A 19,287-nucleotide genomic window follows, 5' to 3' on the forward strand; every position below is an offset into this window, starting at 1 on the left:
AATTAAACATAAAAAAATGAATATATTAGGCGATGCCGTGCTTAGGCTTTATCCTCTGGCATCTCATCTTTATTAATAGTCTGCAGTTTTGACCGTGATGAAATAAAATGATCGTCCGGTCCATCTAAGTTCTTCATATCCGGTGGATTCAAAGGATCGTTCGTGGTGTCTGCCGAAGGTAAAGCAGCAGAACCCGGCAACACAATCACCGCAGAAGAACCTTGACGCCAATGCTTAAGCGCCTCTTCAGGTTTAGACAGACGATCATATAAGGTACCTAATAAGGCATGGGTACGCGAATCAGCCTTTTTGGCCAAGCTTTTAGTCAGATAGCGCTCGGCTTGTCCCCATAATTGCTCTAATAGGCATAAATGACCTGCTGCCCGCAATAAGTCCGGGTTTTCTGGATCATTCTCCAACCACTTTTGTACCTTAGACAAGCGTTGGGCTTGGTATTCTTTGGCTTCGACTGATAAATACTCATCAAGAATCAATGGGTTATACTCAGTCTCGTAAGCCTTTTCTAATACCTTCATCACTTGCTTATAGTCATTTCTATCGGCATAACGGCGTGAAGCAGAAATCGCAATCGCAGGACTACTTTGTTCCTCGCTACTGAGTTGCTCATAGACTGACTCCCACAGCATCTCAGAGGGTGAAGCAATGATGGTATTGGCCGAGGTTTCAATCAGATTCTCAGCATAATTTACATCGATTTTCTTCTTTTTAAGAAGATAACGCGCTTCTTTGATCACTTCACGCAAACGACCCGCTTGCTTATAGGCACGTAGCAACAGTTTACGAATATGGATCTGATTAGGATGCGCTTCATTAAGCTTTTCTAGAATCTGAATCGCCTCATCGCTTTTGCGCTGATCTAATAAGATTTCAGCCTTCACCGTGGCTGCTGCATCATAAAGTTCAGGATAACTGACGGCCTTTTCCAAGCTTAATGCCAACATCTCATCCCGTTTTAACTCATCATTAACCTGATGAGCGGCTTTAGCGGCCGCCAAACTGGCTAAGACCTGACGCTGCTCACTATGCGTTTTGCTATGTAATTTATTAAAATCCTTTTCGGCCACATCCACACGACCTTCAAGCCAACCCATCCAGCCGCGCTCCAGTAGACCTAAATCACGACGTGTACGACGCTTTTCACGCCACTCATCAAAGCGCTTCGGCGCATTCAATAGATGTGAAATAAGGCGTAGGATAAGATAAGCCACAAAAAATGCCAGTACTAAAATCAGTACACCGACAATTAAACTCACCGTACGGCGCTCATCGTTAATCACTAGACTGACATAACCGCTGGTGTCTTGCAGGCTAACTGCTGCAAACACGGCAATCGCAATTAATAAGAGTAATTTAATGACTGTTTTCATTGTTACTCCTGGAAAGAACGCTGAACACGAAGCTGTTCATAAGTTTCTGATAAGGCGCGGCGGCTATGTGAAATATCTGGCATAGATGGTTGCACTGAGGCCTTTTTTAATTCAGTTAATAGCATTTTTGCTTGCTGTGTTTCAGCTGCATCGGCACGGAAATACTGATCCAAGGCTTGCTCCACCGTCATCAATGAGGTTTGCCACACACCTTGCTGTCTACTCATCAGCCCCTGCTGGGCAAAGCTAAGCTGCATTTTTAAATTATTACGCAGAATACCCGCTTGCTCTACCGACAATAAACCAGAGTCTGGATCGGAGAGCTTTTCTACTCGCACCAAGTCACCTAAATCACTGGCAACCGCACCATAGGCTTTAGAGGCATAGCTCTTAGTCTGAGACCAGGCACGATCATACCACTTGGCGTCCGCATCCAGCGCCGTCGTTTCGCTCGTCTCAGCTGCTGCTTCAACCGCTGCCGCTTCAGACGCTTTAGCAGTAGGTAGCATCAATTGGCTCTGGGACGCATAATCAGGCGTATTTAATGGCGCTGCATCAATCAGACTGGCGACTTGTTGCACCTGCTTAAACATATCATCAACGGTAGCGGATTCATTAGATTTTAAGGCCACGATATCTGCACCGATGGCGCCTACTAAACCCTCTAACATTTTATTTTTAGATTCCGCCGCTAAGCGCTGAGCTACCGTCAAAATTGAGACCGCATTAGGCACATTGCCATTAAAACGCAATTCATTTTCTGCCGATTGCATTAGGCGAGAAACGTCATTCAACAATAAATTCTCAGCACTGGTATTTTGTACTTGCAAATGTTGTTGCATACCCGCCAATTCCTCTTGGAGGCGATGAATTTCCTGTTGCTGACGCACATTAAGTAATTCATATTCACGCTCTAATTGGGCTAAAACAGTAGGATCGGCCATCTGCTCAGTAGCAGCCTTATCGTTACCAGAATCGGCCATCGGCTCAGCGGCAGCCTTGTCGCTGTCAGAAGTCGCATGTTCAGCGGCTGGCCTGCTGCTAGCTTCATCACTTGCTGGGGGTGGCAATGTATCAGCGGGTGCCTCAGTGCTTGGCTCTGTTGCTGCTGGCTCTGACGCTGGCTCTGTTGAAGAATTAGTGGTGCTTGCGTCCTCCGTTGTTGAGGTCGTATCCTCTGCTTCAGCTTCCGCCGCGTTTACTTGCGCTTGCGCCTCAGCCGCCGATGTCTGCGTAGCATTCGGTTCGTCCGTTGCGGTCATATCCTGGGTATCCATCTCACCCTTGGCCAGTTCCTCTTGTTCAAAGGCACCAATACCTACCTCCGGGCTAACCACTGGTCCCTGCTCACCAGGCACAACTGCGGTGCTCTCGTCTGCAGGTGCTTGCTCATCGGCCGTCGCTACAGACTCATCCTGCGTGGTCTCAGCTGACTCAGTGCTCAGCTGATCTCCGCTTTGGTGGGCCACCACATCGGCCGCACTGGCTACATCATCTGCAGAGTTTTCAGCGGCCGCTGCGCCAGACGCCGTCGCTTCAGCAGGCGCTGGTGCAGTTGCCTGGGCACCCATAAAGTTAGCCTTTGACTCCTCCTCACCCATCTCGGTGTTAAATGATTCTGAAGCACTTGGCTCAGGTACTTCGTCAGCACTTAAGGGCGGATCACTGCGCTCTAAGCCTTGAGGATCTGCCGGCACCTCTTGAATCGAACTCGCATCCGGTGTGGCCTGATTCACCGTACCCGGTGTTAAACCCTTAACCTCACTCTGATTGGAGTAATACACGCCAGCAACGGCAGCAGCGACTAACACACCCGCCACACCGTACCACACAGCATTACTTCCCTTTTTCTTGCTTGGGCTTGCCGTTGGCTCAGCGCTCTGTGAGCTATCTGCCTCTGTCACCGTGGATACTGCTGGCTGATCATCAACTTGCTCATCAGTAGCTAGAATGTCTGCATCAGCAGTTTGATGAATCTCTTCGGGGCTATCTCCGCCCTGATGATTGGGATTACGACTTTTTGCCATAGTGCACTTCCTTCTGATGAATGAGTTGTTACCCTAAATATAGGAATAATATTTTTATCGTGAAATAAGTCAGTGAAGACCAGTTCACATGTGATTTAAGATTTTACTATCTTTTTGATTCTATACCAATCACAGGCTTGGATTAAGCTTTAATGCAATTTATCACGATTTACTGAGCGCAAAATTGATAAAGCTTAAATGATTAAACGATTGACCGGCAATACGCCCCGCAAAGCATTAGTTAAAACTATCTCATCGGCCTGCATCACCTCCTCATAGTGAAGCCTGCCTTCAACCACATGATCCACGCCCAAATAGTGCATAGGTTGCGCTAATATCTCTTGACGCATTACACCGTTCAATATCGGTAGCTTCGCTGTCGGCGTATGCCATTGGCCATTGATTTTTAAAAACACATTACTACGAGCACCTTCAAGCAGATTCAACTGCTTATCAAACATCAGAGCATCAAAGGCCTGATGTGCCAACGCCTGTTTTAATACCGCATCATACACACTTCGTTGATCACTTTTATGACGACTCAAATAATTCCCGCTAACAATGGATTGCTTAGTCACTAAAACGCACTGCTGAGACTCAAGCGCCTCCAAGCTAAAAAGACTTGCCTCTAAATAAAAGTCATTATCTAGCGCATAAATCCATGTATTTTGCTGCTCCACGGCTCGTTGTTGAACAGGACATAGACTCAATTTCAGTCGATAGCTGCCTTGCTTAGGTAATTGCTTATAAAAATAGCTCAAGGCCTGCTCCAACGACTGCGCATCCAGAGGATAATTCAAGGCTTTGGCCGAGCTTAGCAAACGTTTTTTATGACGTGCTAGCAGCTGACAAGCCCCCGCTTCCCAGCGCATGGTTTCAAAAATACTGAACTCCGGCCTTAAACCGAGTAAAAAACGCATTTTCCAATATAATTCATCGTATTCTGTGGCTGCCTGACTATCGATCACAATCCCCGAACCGACCCCCATGGCACCTTGATAATACCCATCCGCCTCCTGCAGATGGAAACTACGTATCATCACATTGAGTTGACCGTAAAAGGACAACTCGCCTGCTGCCTTGCTAGCCTCTGGATTGGCTTCAAGTAGGCCAATGCTCCCGGTATAAATCCCGCGCGGCCTTTGTTCAAGCGCCTCAATCAATTGCATGCTCATATGTTTAGGCGCACCGGTGATGGAGCCGCAAGGAAATGCAGCTTTAAGCAAGTGGGAAAAGCTTATATCAGCTGGCATCTGCGCTTCCACCGTACTCGTCATTTGCCACACCGCACCAAAGCGGTCAACCTCAAACAAAGCAGGCACCTTTACACTACCAAGCTTCGCAATGCGCCCCAGATCGTTACGTAATAAATCGACGATCATCAGATTTTCAGCACGATTTTTAAGATCGTTTTTTAAAGCAAGGGCACGCGCTTCATCATGCGCATCATTCAAGATAGGCGCCGTTCCTTTCATCGGCTTAGCCCGCACCACACCATTGGCCTGAATATCTAAAAATAGCTCTGGCGAAAAACTTAATAGCCACGGCTGTTCCGCTAATGGTAAATGAGCCAATGCGCCATAGGGGACCCGCTGTTGCTCACACAAGCGGCGGTATAGCGTGATCGGATGACCATAGCTTTTAAAGTCTAAACGACTGGTGAAGTTTATTTGATACACCTCACCACGTTCGATACTCGCATGAATGGCTGCAATTTTTTGAGCAAAGGTCTCGGCATCGATGGCTAATCTTGGCTCAGCAATCCCTGCCGGCGTATCAGCATACTGCGCTAACAGCTGCTGCCGGGCACTACGGCTTAGCTGCTCCTTTTTTCTAAAGCAGAAAATATGTAGCTGTTGAGCACTTGCAGGCGCCGAAGCTTGATTAAGTAGCGCCACCCCGAACTCATAAGGAATATAGAAAAAAGTATATAAACCCTGATCCCAAAGCACTTGCAACCTTTGGTCCACATCTGCCAACTGAGCGGCATCAAAACTGCAATGCGTCGCAAAATCACTCAACAGGAGTGCGCTTTCGCTTTCCATATCATCTAACAGGACGAAGTGATCGACGCTTGGCTTATTCAACATAGGATCCTTTGGCGCTTAAACGCTTAAGCGCCGCAACAATGCTCACATTATCAGCTTGGCAGAAATGCATCCGTAAGGGCGTCTTTTGCGCTGGGGCGAGTTGCATTTTTATATGCTGCAAATGTTCAGCAATCCGGGCATGAAAAAATAGAAAATCATGTTGCCAAGCATACTGCGCTAGCAGCGGCTCTTGTTGCCATTGAGCAACGACTGCATCCACGCTATCACGACTCGTCATCAACCAACAAACACGGGCCTCAGGCTTGGTGCTTAGCAAATCCAACAAAGGCTGCTTTGCTTGCTCGCTCCAAACCGCGGCGGTGCGCTTATAAACGGCTAAAAAACTAGTTTCAACGTGGCGCTGTTGTAATTGCTGATAAAGCCAATCCCGACCATGCTCAGCGCGCACAATCATCACCCGCTTCGGCACTTGATAATGGGCCTCGAACCAATCCAAAAAAGACTCCGAATCCGCCTCACCTTGAGGTGCGACTAACACCCTCTCCGGCGCTAGACCGTGCGCTAGTAATGCATCTGCCGACACCGGTCCCACTGCCGCCGCATATAAATGCGGAGGCCACCCGATGGCATGCTGCTGTAAGTATGAAAAAAAACAATCTACCGCAAATTGACTCACAAAAAAGATAAAATCATTCGCCTGCCAAGTCGCAGGCAGTTGGAAGTCAAGCGGCACTAAGCTAAGGGCCGGTAAATTTAACTGCTTAAAATCCCCCAGTAATGCCTCTAACTCGCGACTCTTGTGAGCAGGTCGGGTATTAATGACTAAATCAAAGGACATGAACTCAGCGCTTAAAAACTGCGTGCTGCACTCTGCTTTAAAGCCTCATCCAACAAACGACGACCGCCCTTTGCTAATAAATCCTCGGCCGCTCTACCACCCAATTGCTGAGCATCGGCTAAATCACCACGAATTTCTGTTGTTAAAGAGGCAGTACCATCAGGTAAGGCGACCATGGCCCGTAAGTACAGTTGATTATCCTCTACCACCGCATGCGCAGCGATCGGCACCTGACAAGAACCCCCCAAGGCCTGAGAAATAGCACGTTCGGCCGTTGCGGTAGCAGTGGATTCTGCGCATGCTAAAAAGGCTAAGAGCTCACGCAAATCATCACGACTGGCTAAGATCTCAATCCCTAAAGCCCCTTGACCAGCAGCGGGTAGGCTTTGATCCACGGTCAAATAGGAGCGAATCCGCTCTGCTAAGCCTAAACGCTCTAAACCGGAAGCCGCTAAAATAATGGCATCGTAATAACCCGCATCTAATTTGCCTAAACGGGTATCTAGATTGCCACGCAAAGGCTGCACCACTAAATGAGGGTAAAGGGCACGAATCTGTGCCTCACGACGTAAGCTGGAGGTGCCCAGCACCGCCCCCTCAGGTAAATCGTCTAAGGTTTCATAGCGATTGGAAACAAAGGCATCACGCGGATCAGCACGCTTTAAAATCGTACTCAGTGCAAACTCCTCGTACAATGCCATTGGCACATCCTTTAGTGAATGCACAGCCAAATCGGCACGACCATCCAACAATGCGCTTTCCAATTCCTTAACAAAAAGACCCTTACCACCGATTTTAGATAAGCTACGGTCAATAATCTGATCACCCTTGGTAGTCAACTTAAGCAATTCAACCACTAAACCAGGGTATTGAGTTTGCAGGGCGTGTTGAACAAATTCTGCTTGCCATAGAGCTAAACGACTGGCACGGGTAGCAATGACGATTTTTTCAGGTAACTTCAATGTAATCTCAATAAAATGCATTAACTAAAAACAACTAACCATCATGGTCAGACTTTAATCATAGCAAAGCCACACACATGATGGTTAGTTAACAAGCTAAGGAGAGTTTTTAAGCGTCTTGCTTAGGTTTTTTGCTCATACGAGCCCACAATAAACCAATACCCACCACCAATAAGGCACCAATCAGCTCGGCGCTATATTTCACTACCGCAGGTGCTGTCTCACCCTCAAAGAAGAAGTTCTTCGTAGCAACATCACCCACCACGAGACCACCGGCAATCCAGCCAAGCAAGGCAGCACCGAAGACCACGACCCAAGGGAAACGGTCGATGAGTTTAAGCACTAAAGAGCTACCCCAAATAATAATTGGCACACTCACCAACAAACCGAAAATCACATAAAACATCTGATGATGATCGGCTGTGTTTTGTGCCGCACCGGCAATCGCAATGACATTATCAAAACTCATCACTAAATCCGCAACCAAAATTGTACGTACCGCGCCCCACACACTAGCACTGGCCTTAACCTCGTGATGCTCCTCATGAGGTATCAATAGCTTAATCCCAATCCATAGCAGTAACAACGCACCGACAATTTTTAAATAAGGGATCAGCAATAAGGACATGGCAAAGAAAATCAGTATCACTCTCAGGAAAATGGCGCCTGCCGTACCCCACAGAATACCTCTAATACGCTGATGCTTATCGAGATTACGACAAGCTAAAGCAATGATAATGGCATTATCGCCACCGAGTAAAATATCAATTAAGACAATTTGAAACACTGCACCCCAGTGAATCATTTGAATAAATTCGAACATGAACTGTGATCCGATTAATCGTGGAAAGGAGCGAAAATTATAACGTATGCAGCTGTTGCCTGCCCTTATAAAAGCAGTAAATCGTCATAAAAAAACCCTAGTCAGCGACTAAGCGACTAGGGTTAACATAGCTGATAGGACTAAATTAAAGAATCGATTTCAATAATTTACCCATTTCAGACGGGTTGCGCGTGGTTTTAATACCGCACTCTTCCATCACGGCTAATTTCGCATCGGCTGTATCATCACCACCAGAAATTAAGGCACCGGCGTGACCCATACGCTTACCTGCAGGTGCAGTCACACCAGCAATAAAGCCAACAATAGGCTTAGTCATATTGTCTTTTGCCCAACGTGCGGCTTCAACTTCATCCGGACCACCGATTTCACCGATCATCACAACCGCATCAGTCTCAGGGTCATCATTGAACATTTTTAATACGTCAATATGCTTTAGACCATTGATCGGGTCACCACCAATACCAACGGCAGCGGACTGGCCTAGACCAAGCTCAGTTAACTGAGCCACTGCTTCATAGGTTAAGGTACCGGAACGGCTCACCACGCCAATGCGACCTTTGCGATGAATATGCGCCGGCATAATACCGATTTTCAACTCCTCAGGAACAATTAAGCCCGGGCAGTTAGGACCTAATAACAGCGTTTTGCTGTTTAAAGCACGCATTTTATTGCGAACTTCCAACATATCACGCACAGGAATACCCTCGGTAATACAAATCACTAAGTCTAGCTCAGCCTCAACCGCCTCTAAAATCGCAGCTGCTGCGCCCGCAGGTGGTACATAAATCACGGAGACAGTGGCACCGGTTTCAGCCTTAGCATCTTTTACCGTACCAAAAATAGGGATACCCTCAAAATCCTCGCCCACGCGCTTAGGGTTCACACCAGCGACATAGGCCTCACGACCATTAGCATACTCACGGCTATGGCGAGTGTGATATTGACCCGTCTTACCGGTAATCCCTTGAGTGATCACCTTAGTATCTTTATTAATTAAAATTGACATTTGTAATCCTCTATCTTATTTGGCGGCTTCTACAACCTTGGTTGCGGCTTCAGCCATGGTATCAGCACTAATAATTGGCAAACCGGAATCAGCAAGAATTTGCTTACCTAACTCCTCGTTGGTACCCTTCATGCGCACTACTAAAGGCACATTTAAGTTAACCGCACGGCAGGCAGCAACCACCCCTTCAGCAATCACATCACAACGCATAATACCACCAAAGATATTCACTAGAATGGCTTTAACATCGTCATTTTTTAACATGATTTTAAAGGCTTCGGTCACTTTTTCAGCGGTTGCGCCACCGCCAACGTCGAGGAAGTTAGCAGGCTCACCACCAAAGAGCTTAATGGTATCCATGGTCGCCATCGCTAGACCAGCACCATTTACCAAACAACCAATATTACCGTCTAATTGAATATAGGCTAAATCGAACTTGCTGGCTTCAATCTCAGCCGGATCCTCTTCGTCTAGGTCACGATAAGCCACAATCTCAGGCTGACGGAATAAAGCATTCGAGTCAAAGTTAAACTTCGCATCCAAGGCACGAATATGACCGTCACCCGTTAGGATAAGCGGGTTAATCTCGGCCAAAGAAGCGTCAGTCTCACAATATGCTTGGTACAGTTTTTGGAACTGATCCACTGCTTCTGCAATCGAGGCTTCAGGCACACCAATACCGCGTGCTAATTTCTCAGCATCCTCTGCCGTCAAACCAGTGGCAGGATCCACAAACACCTTAAGTAGCTTTTCAGGGGTTTTGGCCGCTACTTCTTCAATGTCCATACCACCTTCGCTAGAAGCCATGACCGCATTTTTCTGAGTACCACGGTCAGTGACGATACCTAGGTAATACTCCTTTTTGATATCAGCACCCTCTTCGATAAGCAGACGCTTCACCTTGCGACCCTCAGGGCCGGTTTGATGAGTAACTAACTGCATACCGAGGATTTCGGAAGCAAGTTGACGCACCTCATCCACTGATTTAGCTAATTTTACACCGCCGCCCTTACCACGACCGCCGGCATGAATCTGTGCTTTTACAACCCAAACCGGACCGCCAAGCTCCTCAGCTGCCTTGACAGCCTCTTCTACTGTAAAAGCCGGAATACCGCGAGGTACATTAACACCGAACTTTCTTAATAGTTCCTTACCTTGATACTCATGAATATTCATAGATGACCTATAAGAAATAATTGAAAAAACTTTATTCTAAAAATAAAGTGCGTGATTTACAACTAATTAATCTACCGTTGGCACATACCATTGAGGATAAAACTCCTTTACAACGGGTGACCCTAAGGCATAAGCATGACAGCCCTCTAGCTGAAACGGACGTCGACCGCTATCAACCGCATCATTGATACGTTTGCGTGATAAGCTTTGAACAAAAACAGTTGGAATCAGCACCGCTAACTCGCTCATATGCGTACAGCCCTGTGTTTTAGCAAACTGCTCACGCACCTTGTGCCGAAAGCCCTTTAGTAAATGGAGCCCAATCAGCCGCTGATACGATTCCTCAATGGCGCGACAAACATCACCATAGGGTGCCGCAGCATAGGAAACCCCGGCATCAACAATCAAACCCTCGTCATTCACCGTCAAGCAGATATTTAAATCATGAACTGGATCGCCCGCCTTTTTGATTGAACCATCCGATTTTGTAAAATCATAGCTTTTGAAATCAACTAATTTGGCTTCAATATCCCAAAGACCATCACTTCGCTCATAAGACTCAATGCTCATTTGGCGCGTATGAATTTTTTTACGTTCGACCACGTTGCCTCAACTATCTATTTATCATTTTTGCCCATGTGATTATAACTGAAAAGCTTCGCCCAATGTGTTTGAATGAAGCGCCGATAAGCTTAGTGACAGCATCATATCACTACCGCTCCTGCATGGCTTAGCTTGTCCGGTTCATCGACAAGCCAATGCGCATTTTAAATACTCTCGACACTGCTAGACCTAAAGCCATACAGCGCTCTCACCCGCTTTGATAAAAAGAAATAACACAAAAATGCAGCTCTAATGAGCAGATAAAGCAGCACTGGCGCACCGGCAGCAGATAAGCCCAACAAGGTCAGGATAATATTTGCTAATTCAAAGGCCCACACCATATAAATCGTCGCTGCTGTTTTAACCCCCAGTAGGCGATACACCAGAAATAAATGAATCAAGGCTGTTAAAAATAACAAACTAATCAGTAAAGTAAAACCTGCGGGCGCCTCGGAGAGATTTTTAAGACCAATCAAGGCAAATAAAAACGCCCCTACCCCAGTGATAACTGCGCTCACACAATAGAGACTTATCCAAACACCGAGTTTTTGCGTATGCTCTTCCATCGACTTCTCAAAAAAACGTAAACTGCGCGCTAAACCACTCACTTAAGTGCGGCCAAGTACTCGCTAAAACAGGGATCGTGAGGATCTTTGTATAAATCTCGGCGAATTTCTGCTGGATCCTGATAGCGCGCTGTTGGATCAGGGTGCATGGCTTTGCGAATGATGTAGCGCGTGGAATCATATAAGTCCACATGAAAATCCACTAAACTCTGCTTTTGCCTAAATAAGGCCTCTTCGAATGGTATCGCTTGCATAGCAGGCGCATTCATCTCCTTACTAAAGGGTGCATGACCATGCAATAAATAATAATAAATCGCTGCCGCTGAATATAGGTCCGTACTCTCATGCCGTTGCTTGTGCAGCATTTCCGGAGCGATAAAAAACATCTCATCCGGCGTATAGTCAATATCCTTAGCACCACTGGAACTAAAATTCGCTAACACGGGCAAAAAGGCATTGGAAGCTAGATTCAGGATGATGTTTTTAGGCAAAATACGATAATGATCCACGGTGGGATGTAAACGTCGCAAATAAATCAAGGCATTGATAATGCCTAAAAAGACATTATAAGCACCGATAAATGAGAGCATCTCCTGCCGTTCAGTGCGCTCGAAAAGACTATCGCCATTAACATAATCTAAAATAGCATAGGGATAATCGCTGCCATTCACTCGGACTTGCCCGACGCTATCCAGCTTGACCACATGCGGGCTATCCAAGCGTTCAAGCACCGAGAGTTCAGTATTTGCCTCCTTTAAAAAAAGCTTTAATACCTTGGCCTCAAAGGCCGGATTACGCACGCGGTAAGTTTGGGCATAGTCATTAATCGATATCAAGGATTTGACCTTATACTGCTGATCAATGAGCTCATCCTCTTTGAAAAAATAATTTGCTGATCTCATGACGTTTCCCCTTTGGCCATTAATTAAATCTAGTTTAACTTTAACAAATTCTCGCTACTGCCGCTTAGCCCTTGGCTATTATTAGTAGTTGCCATAGGCCACATCTAATCAGTTATGAGCAAGACCTCCGGCTGATTGTTTTCTAGGCGCTTGCTTTAAACTCAGTAAGTAGTCTTTTTGAGCGGTTGTAATGCGATAACTTTCTCGGGCTTTTTGTATGGTTTTATTATGCACCCAAGGGGCTAATCGTTGCTCCTCAATCAAGCCAATGGTCGATGCCCATTGCTTAGCTAAGGCTGTGGCAAAAAACCAGGCGATGGCCATATTGACATAGTATTCATCAGAGCACATAGCCATAGGAATGGCTAAATAGGCAGGCTTAAAATCCTCATCCAGAAAATGACGCATTAGCATAGTGATTGCAAAGCGTCTTTGATAGCCATGCGCTGCGACTGACCAGCGACGGATAGGTAGCAACAGCTCGGGCCGATGCTCCTTAAACACCTTGGGCGATAGCGTATCACAGACAGCCCAATTATCGATAAAGGGTAAAAAGCGTTCCACTGCCGCTAGACATTCCTCAAACGCCCGCATTTCCGATAGCAAAATGGCATGCAGCATATTTTCATCATAGTATGAATGCGGTAACGCTCGTAGAAACGGCTCTGATGCTTCCTGACTCAGCGTCTTGGCTAAACGTCGTAATTGCGGCAGTCGCACCCCGATAATGCGTTCTGGCGCTAAGGTCGGCACGAGTTGGCGTTGAAACTCGGCATAACTGCTATCCCGCAGCTCAAATAAACGGTTTTGAATACTAACGATAGACATTGTGATACTCCTAAGCTTGGGCATAGACATAGGCTAAACTGATCAGAACGTAGCGCCCGCCCTTTGCCAAGCTGACGAGGATTAAAAAACGATAGAATCGCTCTCGCAGCACCCCGGCAACAAAGGTGATGGGATCACCAATAATCGGCAACCAGGAAAATAATAATATCCAAGACCCGTAGCGTTGATAATAGTCTTGCGCTTGTACTAAACGCTGTTCTGACACCGGAAACCACGAACGCTCCTTAAAACGCTCAAGCTGCGTACCCAACCACCAGTTCAGTACCGAACCCAAGACATTACCCACCGTAGCAAACAGCACCAATAGCATGGCCGATTGTTGCGATAAGTGCAGCATGCCCAATAACACCGCTTCCGACTGTGCCGGCAAGAGCGTGGCGGCAATAAAGCCTGTCGCAAACACAATAAAATAATTTAACACGGGCAATTCAATTTTTTTAATCTGCGTTACAAGGTTGACTTCCTCCCCTCCCTAAAGGGATGGGATTCCTGCTTCCAGACGGCCAAGCCCGACCGCAAGAATGTTCCGACTGGCGATAAAGTCGGCTAAAATCCTTGACTAAGTTACGGTATTTTAAATGACTATAACAATAGGCAGAAGAAGCGATGTATCTATCAATATTAGCCGTTGGTATCGGTGCCATGCTTGGGGCATGGCTGCGTTGGGGCCTCAGTTTACAATTAAACCACTACCTTGCCAATGTGGCTTTGGGCACCTTAGTCGTCAATTGGATCGGCGGCTTTATCATCGGCTTTGCCGTGTCTTTTTTTGCCAATAGCACGCTTAGCGTTAACTATAAACTCTTTCTGATTACCGGCTTTTGTGGTGCGCTCACCACCTTTTCTACCTTTTCAATGGAAATCGTCACCCTACTACAAAGCGGCAAAATCGCCTATGCCCTGCTTAGTATCGCCCTACACCTGATCGGCTCCTTGCTTTTTACACTCTTGGGAATTTGGGCATATCAAATCAGCCTTGGACAGTAAAGCCATCCCTGGCGCGACTATCGTTACTCTTCGACAAAAACACCTTCATAACCGGTGGTAGCAATCGCCTCCAACAGGCTCTCGCGCGTTACCTCCTCATTGGCTTCGACCCTTGCCATCTTATCGCTAAGACTTGCTTTGACCGTATTAACCCCTTCTACCTTAAGCAGGGCTTTACGCACCATGGCAGTACACAGTGGACAATGCATACCCTCCACCTTGATCACATAACTTTGCTCGGCACCGTTAATACTAAGGGCCGCTAAAATGCTCAATAACACTTTACTCATATGAATACCATAACCCCAAAATTTCAGGGTAAAACAATAACAACATCAAGCCTAAAAACAGCAGCACGATAAAACACAGACTGCGCAGCGTCAGGCGATGCCTTAAGGCGCATTGCTTTCTGAAAAACCGAGCCCATACATACACCGCAAAGCTCAATAAGGCTAGGCCACTTAAGATAGGTCTCAATGCTTCTAATGAGGTGAATACAGCGACTAAACCAAAAGAACTGCCAAATAGCAATAACAATAGCGCAGGGAGACAACAAAAAGTCGCCCCCACAGCACTAATAAAAGCGCCTAATAACCAGAGCTTAGCTGGTTTATCAGGCACTTTTTGAGTTGGCTGAAGCGTCGCCGTATCAGTTGTTTGCTTAGAGCTCAACTGATTTGTACTCATAAGCAAACTCTTTGGGCGAGTAGTAGTCTTGCACATTATCATCCACTTCGGCATAGGGATATCCGAAGTTATTCAGCGGATGCTCAGCAGGCATCGGCTTTAAGGCAAAGTCACGGCCCCAGTTATAGGCAATCCAGCACATTTCCCAATTGCCGAATAGGTAGTCGCGCAACTGAACAATTTTACTATCATCATTGCTGAGCTTTTCAGCTAAACGCACCTTGGTTACATCGCCCGGATCGCATGGAATCCAACCGTAGCCTTTTAAGTAAAACTCGGCACGACAATGTTGAGCACCGGTAATATTAGCAACACCGTCCTTACCACTACCCATAGCTGGACTAAAACGACTCTCACCTACACGGATACCAAACACCTCACGACTAGCAATACCGACACTACGACATAAGGCCACAAAGACTGAACTAATATCAGTACACTTACCATATAACTTGCCCGATTCGAGTAAGGCCTTGGCATCACCCACACCACAACCGACGATACTCTCATCACGGGTCATGTTATTACATACCCAGGTATAAATTGCTTTGGCACGCTCTAAATCACCCTTAATCCCTTTGGTGATTTCTTCTGCCTTTTCCTTAACAATGCCATCAATTTGGATATGTCTGGTCGGCTCTAAGTACTCAGCCAATTCGGCCGGCAAAGCTAAGCTATCGTCGTAATTCACCTTGGAAAAATCAGTGTTACGCTCTTGCGTGGTGATGGTAAACACACTACTAATGGATGCGGGATGCTCGCTAAACTGAGCAAACAGCGTTGGAATCTCAAAATCACTTTGTACCAACTCATCATAATTACCGCTATGTTGAATTAAGCTTTTTAACTGCTGATATTCGCTATTAAGCGGAAGTGGAACCCAAAGTTTAGAAACTTTACCCGCTTCCTGTAATTGATGATTTAATGTCACTTCAAAAGTACGCTCTTTTTCATTAACTCGAGCAACCGGCGCCGCATCCGATTTGGTAGTGGCAGCAAAAGCTAAATTAGGCAATAACATCGCGCTGCTGGCAGCACCGACCTTAAAAAAATCGCGTCTTTTTATGTTTGAAATCATAATGATGTCCTCTATGGAATTAAGCAAACTTGCTATTAAAGGATCGAGCGCTGCAAGCAGAGCTCAGCACAACCATTCGTTAGCAACTCGAATCATTGGCAAGGGCTATGTTAACACTCCCACCAGGCATAAGAAAAGCCCGCACAGGGCGGGCTAATTAAATTAAAGCGTGTAGCTATGCAGCTGCTTACAGCTCATTACGAACAATGGCTGCACCAGCACTGAGCGCACGCAACTTGGCATTTGCCACCTCACGCGATAATGGCGCCATGCCACAGTTAGTGCATGGGTAAAGATTTTCTGCATCCACGAATTGCATGGCCTTTCTTAGGGTAGCAGCTACCTCTTCCGGTGTTTCAATGACATTAGTCGCCACATCAATCGCTCCTACCATCACTTTTTTGCCACGAATCAATTCCAACAAATCCATTGGCACATGCGAGTTATGACATTCTAAGGAAATAAGATCAATCGTCGATTGCTGCAATTTAGGGAAAAACTCCTCGTATTGACGCCATTCGGAACCAAGCGTTTTTTTCCAATCCGTATTGGCCTTAATGCCATAACCATAGCAAATATGCACTGCCGTCTCACATTTCAAGCCTTCAATGGCACGCTCTAGGGTTGCAATCCCCCAGTCGTTCACATCATCAAAGAAGACGTTAAAGGCTGGCTCATCAAATTGAATAATATCCACCCCGGCGGCTTCTAATTCCTTAGCCTCTTGATTCAGGATCTTGGCAAATTCCCAGGCCAATTTCTCGCGACTCTGATAATGCGCATCATATAAGGTATCGATCATGGTCATAGGACCCGGTAAAGCCCATTTAATCGGCTGCTGAGTGTGTTGACGTAAAAACTTTGCCGCTTCCACAAATACAGGTTTAGAACGGGCAACCTCACCAATCACCGTGGGCACACTGGCATCATAACGGTCACGGATACGGACGGTTTCACGCTTTTCAAAATCGACCCCATCAAGATGCTCAATAAATGTCGTCACAAAATGTTGGCGTGTTTGCTCACCGTCACTGATGATATCAATGCCGGCCACTTCCTGCTCTTTTAAGGTGAGGAGTAAGGCATCGCGCTTAGCCGCTGCTAATTCATCGCCCGCTAGCTTCCAGGGCGACCAGAGTTTTTCCGGCTCGGCCAACCAAGAAGGTTTGGGAAGACTACCGGCAGTTGAGGTGGGTAATAACTTTTTCATAATAAACAACCTAAATGCTACTAATTTTATTCAATGATCATTAAACAGCGTATTCAGCCGTCCACTGCGACAATGTCTCTTGATATGGTTTGATAAAGTACTCTTCGGTAAACTTACCTTGTTGAATCGCTAATTGCGTACGTTCAACGCGATCATATACCACTTGGGTAAGGGAGTAATTATCATTGGTCAAGCTAGGTTGATAGATCTTCGTCGCCACCGCATTTGCGTTATAAATCTCGGGACGGTATATTTTTTGGAAAGTTTCCATCGTACTGATGGTACTAATCAACTCTAGATTTGAATAATCACTCAACAAATCCCCTGAAAAATAAAAGGCAAATGGCGCCACGCTGCCCTTAGGCATAAAGTAACGTACGGTTAAACCCATTTTGGCAAAGTACTGATCGGTTAAGGAAAACTCATCTTGCAAGTACTCTACCCCAAGGATGGGGTGCACATTATCCGTGCGACGATAGGTCCTGGTATTAGCCACGCTCAAACAGATCACCGGCTGCTTTTTAAAATTGTCTTTATAAGCTTTGGAGTTTAAAAAAGCCTTAAATAAATTACCGTGTAACTCACCATAAGCGTCAGGCACACTAAAGCCCTCTTTATTTTTGTTATGTTCGGGTAAGAGCACACTAAAATCATAATCTCGCACATAAGAAGAGAAGTTATTACCCACAATGCCCGGTATGCGTTGATTCGTCTGATGATCAACCACGGTGGTTGCTAAGACCTCAATCAATGGGAACACCTTACCATCACCTTCAATATCCACTTCCGCTGAAATAATATCTAACTCAAGCGAATAACGATCGCCCTGAGGATTATCCCAATCTGCCAAACTATTAAAACGACGATTAATCATCTCAATGGCATTACGTAAATTCTGTTGACGGTGCTCGCCTCTGGCTAAATTAGCAAAGTTCGTGGTTAGTCGCGTCTCGCTGGAGGGTAAATAATTTTCATCAAAGCGGATACGATGAATGTGAAACTCAAATTCTTTACTCATTGCTATCAAATCCTAAATCAAATATGTTTGTATCACCAAAATGCTATGGCGATTTTTCATGAAGTTATTGTAGCCACGACATCACATGAAGTAAAATGGTATATTCTTATACATCCATGAATTTTACTCATAGCAAATGATCGAACGTATTCATCTAGCCATTGTGCAGCAAGTTGAGGCACAAGGTTCACTGACCGCCGCAGCGGAAGTGCTGCATGTGACTCAATCCGCCTTAAGTCACAGCATGAAAAAGCTGGAGCAATTACTAGGTACTGAAATTTGGCGCCGCGAGGGCCGTAACTTGCAATTAACCCAAGCAGGTCAGCATTTATTAGCGGTCGCAAATCGTGTATTACCCCAACTGAAACTGGCCGAAGAGAGGTTGCAGCAATTTGCCCACGGCAAGCGCGGCTCGCTACGCATTGGCATGGAATGTCACCCCTGCTACCAATGGCTCCTTAAAATCGTTTCACCCTACCTTAAGGCGTGGCCAAATGTTGATCTGGACGTAAAGCAGAAGTTCCAATTTGGTGGTATCGCCGGTCTCTTTAATTATGAAATTGATTTACTGGTCACCCCCGATCCGCTGTATCGACCCGGGCTACAGTTTGAGCCGGTGTTTGATTATGAGCAGGTATTGGTCGTGGCTAAACATCACCCACTCGCCAAGCACGACTTTATTGAGCCTCAACAGTTGATCGCTGAAACCTTGATTAGCTATCCGGTGGACATTGAGCGCTTAGATATTTTTAAACAGTTTTTAATCCCCGCAGGCGTTGCTCCCAGACGCCATCGTACGATTGAAACCACGGATATTATGCTGCAAATGGTTGCTAGCGAGCGTGGGGTCACGGCCCTACCTAAATGGTTAGTAGAAGAATATGCAGAAAAGCTACCAATCAAAGCCATTCGTTTAGGGGAGCATGGCATTCCCAAACAGATCCATTTAGGTACGCGTGAAAGCGATACCGTCTTGGATTATATCAAGGCCTTTTTTGAGCTCGCTAGAAAACCCGCCACGGTGGCTTGGCAACAACAGAATCAATGAGGGTGAGTGCTCAACAGGCAAACAAAACCCCGTCTATCAATGAATAA

General features: G+C 46.1%; 20 protein-coding genes. 2 read left to right on the top strand and 18 right to left on the bottom strand.

All coding sequences use genetic code 11. The features are described 5' to 3' along the window. Positions 1–41 precede the first annotated feature (41 nt). From HMPREF3144_RS06035 to HMPREF3144_RS06095, 13 genes are all read right to left on the bottom strand, one after another. Entirely contained in the window at positions 42–1,388 is a 1,347-nt protein-coding gene (locus tag HMPREF3144_RS06035) for a heme biosynthesis HemY N-terminal domain-containing protein (RefSeq protein WP_070476936.1), read from the bottom strand. A gap of 2 nt (positions 1,389–1,390) precedes the next feature. After that, entirely contained in the window at positions 1,391–3,415 is a 2,025-nt protein-coding gene (locus tag HMPREF3144_RS06040) for a uroporphyrinogen-III C-methyltransferase (protein ID WP_070476938.1), read from the bottom strand. Positions 3,416–3,609: 194 nt separating this feature from the next. Further along, the gene (locus HMPREF3144_RS06045; RefSeq protein WP_070476940.1) at positions 3,610–5,505 is read right to left on the bottom strand and encodes a bifunctional chorismate-binding protein/class IV aminotransferase; all 1,896 of its coding nucleotides are present in this window, start codon (positions 5,503–5,505) and stop codon (positions 3,610–3,612) included. Further along, positions 5,495–6,304 (bottom strand): uroporphyrinogen-III synthase, encoded by an 810-nt coding sequence (locus HMPREF3144_RS06050; RefSeq protein WP_070476942.1) that lies wholly within the window; start codon positions 6,302–6,304, stop codon positions 5,495–5,497. Before HMPREF3144_RS06050 ends, HMPREF3144_RS06045 begins: the two co-directional genes overlap by 11 nt. A gap of 11 nt (positions 6,305–6,315) precedes the next feature. Further along, positions 6,316–7,287: a hydroxymethylbilane synthase gene (gene hemC / locus HMPREF3144_RS06055; protein WP_083290407.1), complete on the bottom strand. Its 972-nt coding sequence runs from the start codon at positions 7,285–7,287 to the stop codon at positions 6,316–6,318. 88 nt (positions 7,288–7,375) lie between these two features. Beyond that, positions 7,376–8,089, bottom strand: coding sequence for a TerC family protein (locus tag HMPREF3144_RS06060; RefSeq protein WP_018026363.1), 714 nt, complete (start codon positions 8,087–8,089; stop codon positions 7,376–7,378). Between the two features lie 145 nt (positions 8,090–8,234). Beyond that, positions 8,235–9,116, bottom strand: coding sequence for a succinate--CoA ligase subunit alpha (sucD, locus tag HMPREF3144_RS11565; protein WP_036557119.1), 882 nt, complete (start codon positions 9,114–9,116; stop codon positions 8,235–8,237). Between the two features lie 15 nt (positions 9,117–9,131). Next, positions 9,132–10,292, bottom strand: coding sequence for an ADP-forming succinate--CoA ligase subunit beta (gene sucC, locus HMPREF3144_RS11570; protein WP_036557122.1), 1,161 nt, complete (start codon positions 10,290–10,292; stop codon positions 9,132–9,134). A gap of 66 nt (positions 10,293–10,358) precedes the next feature. Next, complete coding sequence (locus HMPREF3144_RS06075; protein ID WP_083290408.1) at positions 10,359–10,895, bottom strand: DUF2889 domain-containing protein; 537 nt, start codon at positions 10,893–10,895, stop codon at positions 10,359–10,361. A 164-nt stretch (positions 10,896–11,059) separates the two neighbouring features. Further along, positions 11,060–11,503 (bottom strand): hypothetical protein, encoded by a 444-nt coding sequence (locus tag HMPREF3144_RS06080; protein ID WP_036557127.1) that lies wholly within the window; start codon positions 11,501–11,503, stop codon positions 11,060–11,062. Then, on the bottom strand, positions 11,500–12,363 hold the full coding sequence (locus tag HMPREF3144_RS06085; RefSeq protein WP_070476944.1) for a serine/threonine protein kinase: 864 nt from the start codon (positions 12,361–12,363) through the stop codon (positions 11,500–11,502). Before HMPREF3144_RS06085 ends, HMPREF3144_RS06080 begins: the two co-directional genes overlap by 4 nt. 108 nt (positions 12,364–12,471) lie before the next feature. Beyond that, positions 12,472–13,191 carry a DNA alkylation repair protein gene (locus HMPREF3144_RS06090; RefSeq protein ID WP_018026357.1) on the bottom strand — a complete coding sequence of 240 codons (720 nt, stop codon included), beginning with the start codon at positions 13,189–13,191 and terminating at the stop codon, positions 12,472–12,474. 10 nt (positions 13,192–13,201) lie between these two features. Further along, positions 13,202–13,633 carry a YqaA family protein gene (locus HMPREF3144_RS06095; protein WP_036557155.1) on the bottom strand — a complete coding sequence of 144 codons (432 nt, stop codon included), beginning with the start codon at positions 13,631–13,633 and terminating at the stop codon, positions 13,202–13,204. A 185-nt stretch (positions 13,634–13,818) separates the two neighbouring features. Between HMPREF3144_RS06095 and crcB the strand changes: the two genes are divergently transcribed. After that, on the top strand, positions 13,819–14,199 hold the full coding sequence (gene crcB / locus HMPREF3144_RS06100) for a fluoride efflux transporter CrcB (RefSeq protein WP_018026355.1): 381 nt from the start codon (positions 13,819–13,821) through the stop codon (positions 14,197–14,199). A 23-nt stretch (positions 14,200–14,222) separates the two neighbouring features. On the opposite strand, the gene HMPREF3144_RS06105 is transcribed toward crcB, so the two are convergent. From HMPREF3144_RS06105 to HMPREF3144_RS06125, 5 genes are all read right to left on the bottom strand, one after another. After that, positions 14,223–14,489 (bottom strand): heavy-metal-associated domain-containing protein, encoded by a 267-nt coding sequence (locus HMPREF3144_RS06105; RefSeq protein WP_048768448.1) that lies wholly within the window; start codon positions 14,487–14,489, stop codon positions 14,223–14,225. Beyond that, entirely contained in the window at positions 14,482–14,886 is a 405-nt protein-coding gene (locus HMPREF3144_RS06110; protein ID WP_083290409.1) for a hypothetical protein, read from the bottom strand. Before HMPREF3144_RS06110 ends, HMPREF3144_RS06105 begins: the two co-directional genes overlap by 8 nt. Further along, a complete protein-coding gene (locus tag HMPREF3144_RS06115) occupies positions 14,861–15,964 on the bottom strand; it encodes a transglutaminase-like domain-containing protein (RefSeq protein ID WP_180963781.1) in 1,104 nt (367 codons plus the stop codon). The genes HMPREF3144_RS06110 and HMPREF3144_RS06115 overlap by 26 nt, the downstream gene beginning before the upstream one ends. 187 nt (positions 15,965–16,151) lie before the next feature. Further along, positions 16,152–17,174: a methionine synthase gene (locus tag HMPREF3144_RS06120; protein ID WP_018026351.1), complete on the bottom strand. Its 1,023-nt coding sequence runs from the start codon at positions 17,172–17,174 to the stop codon at positions 16,152–16,154. Positions 17,175–17,214: 40 nt separating this feature from the next. Beyond that, complete coding sequence (locus HMPREF3144_RS06125) at positions 17,215–18,192, bottom strand: DUF1852 domain-containing protein (RefSeq protein WP_018026350.1); 978 nt, start codon at positions 18,190–18,192, stop codon at positions 17,215–17,217. A gap of 136 nt (positions 18,193–18,328) precedes the next feature. Here HMPREF3144_RS06125 and HMPREF3144_RS06130 point away from each other — a divergent pair, with 136 nt between their 5' ends. After that, positions 18,329–19,240 (top strand): LysR family transcriptional regulator, encoded by a 912-nt coding sequence (locus HMPREF3144_RS06130; RefSeq protein WP_070476946.1) that lies wholly within the window; start codon positions 18,329–18,331, stop codon positions 19,238–19,240. Positions 19,241–19,287: the final 47 nt, after the last annotated feature.

Origin of the sequence: Oligella sp. HMSC05A10, from assembly GCF_001808335.1 — a bacterium.
Lineage (GTDB): Bacteria > Pseudomonadota > Gammaproteobacteria > Burkholderiales > Burkholderiaceae_B > Oligella > Oligella urethralis.

Coding starts and splice junctions, on each gene's coding strand:
- sucD (WP_036557119.1), bottom strand. CDS start 9,116: ATGTCAATTTTAATTAATAAAGATACTAAGGTGATCACTCAAGGGATT.
- HMPREF3144_RS06035 (WP_070476936.1), bottom strand. CDS start 1,388: ATGAAAACAGTCATTAAATTACTCTTATTAATTGCGATTGCCGTGTTT.
- HMPREF3144_RS06120 (WP_018026351.1), bottom strand. CDS start 17,174: ATGAAAAAGTTATTACCCACCTCAACTGCCGGTAGTCTTCCCAAACCT.
- HMPREF3144_RS06045 (WP_070476940.1), bottom strand. CDS start 5,505: ATGTTGAATAAGCCAAGCGTCGATCACTTCGTCCTGTTAGATGATATG.
- HMPREF3144_RS06050 (WP_070476942.1), bottom strand. CDS start 6,304: ATGTCCTTTGATTTAGTCATTAATACCCGACCTGCTCACAAGAGTCGC.
- sucC (WP_036557122.1), bottom strand. CDS start 10,292: ATGAATATTCATGAGTATCAAGGTAAGGAACTATTAAGAAAGTTCGGT.
- HMPREF3144_RS06090 (WP_018026357.1), bottom strand. CDS start 13,191: ATGTCTATCGTTAGTATTCAAAACCGTTTATTTGAGCTGCGGGATAGC.
- HMPREF3144_RS06060 (WP_018026363.1), bottom strand. CDS start 8,089: ATGTTCGAATTTATTCAAATGATTCACTGGGGTGCAGTGTTTCAAATT.
- crcB (WP_018026355.1), top strand. CDS start 13,819: ATGTATCTATCAATATTAGCCGTTGGTATCGGTGCCATGCTTGGGGCA.
- HMPREF3144_RS06110 (WP_083290409.1), bottom strand. CDS start 14,886: ATGAGTACAAATCAGTTGAGCTCTAAGCAAACAACTGATACGGCGACG.
- hemC (WP_083290407.1), bottom strand. CDS start 7,287: ATGCATTTTATTGAGATTACATTGAAGTTACCTGAAAAAATCGTCATT.
- HMPREF3144_RS06105 (WP_048768448.1), bottom strand. CDS start 14,489: ATGAGTAAAGTGTTATTGAGCATTTTAGCGGCCCTTAGTATTAACGGT.
- HMPREF3144_RS06130 (WP_070476946.1), top strand. CDS start 18,329: ATGATCGAACGTATTCATCTAGCCATTGTGCAGCAAGTTGAGGCACAA.
- HMPREF3144_RS06040 (WP_070476938.1), bottom strand. CDS start 3,415: ATGGCAAAAAGTCGTAATCCCAATCATCAGGGCGGAGATAGCCCCGAA.
- HMPREF3144_RS06125 (WP_018026350.1), bottom strand. CDS start 18,192: ATGAGTAAAGAATTTGAGTTTCACATTCATCGTATCCGCTTTGATGAA.
- HMPREF3144_RS06085 (WP_070476944.1), bottom strand. CDS start 12,363: ATGAGATCAGCAAATTATTTTTTCAAAGAGGATGAGCTCATTGATCAG.
- HMPREF3144_RS06115 (WP_180963781.1), bottom strand. CDS start 15,964: ATGATTTCAAACATAAAAAGACGCGATTTTTTTAAGGTCGGTGCTGCC.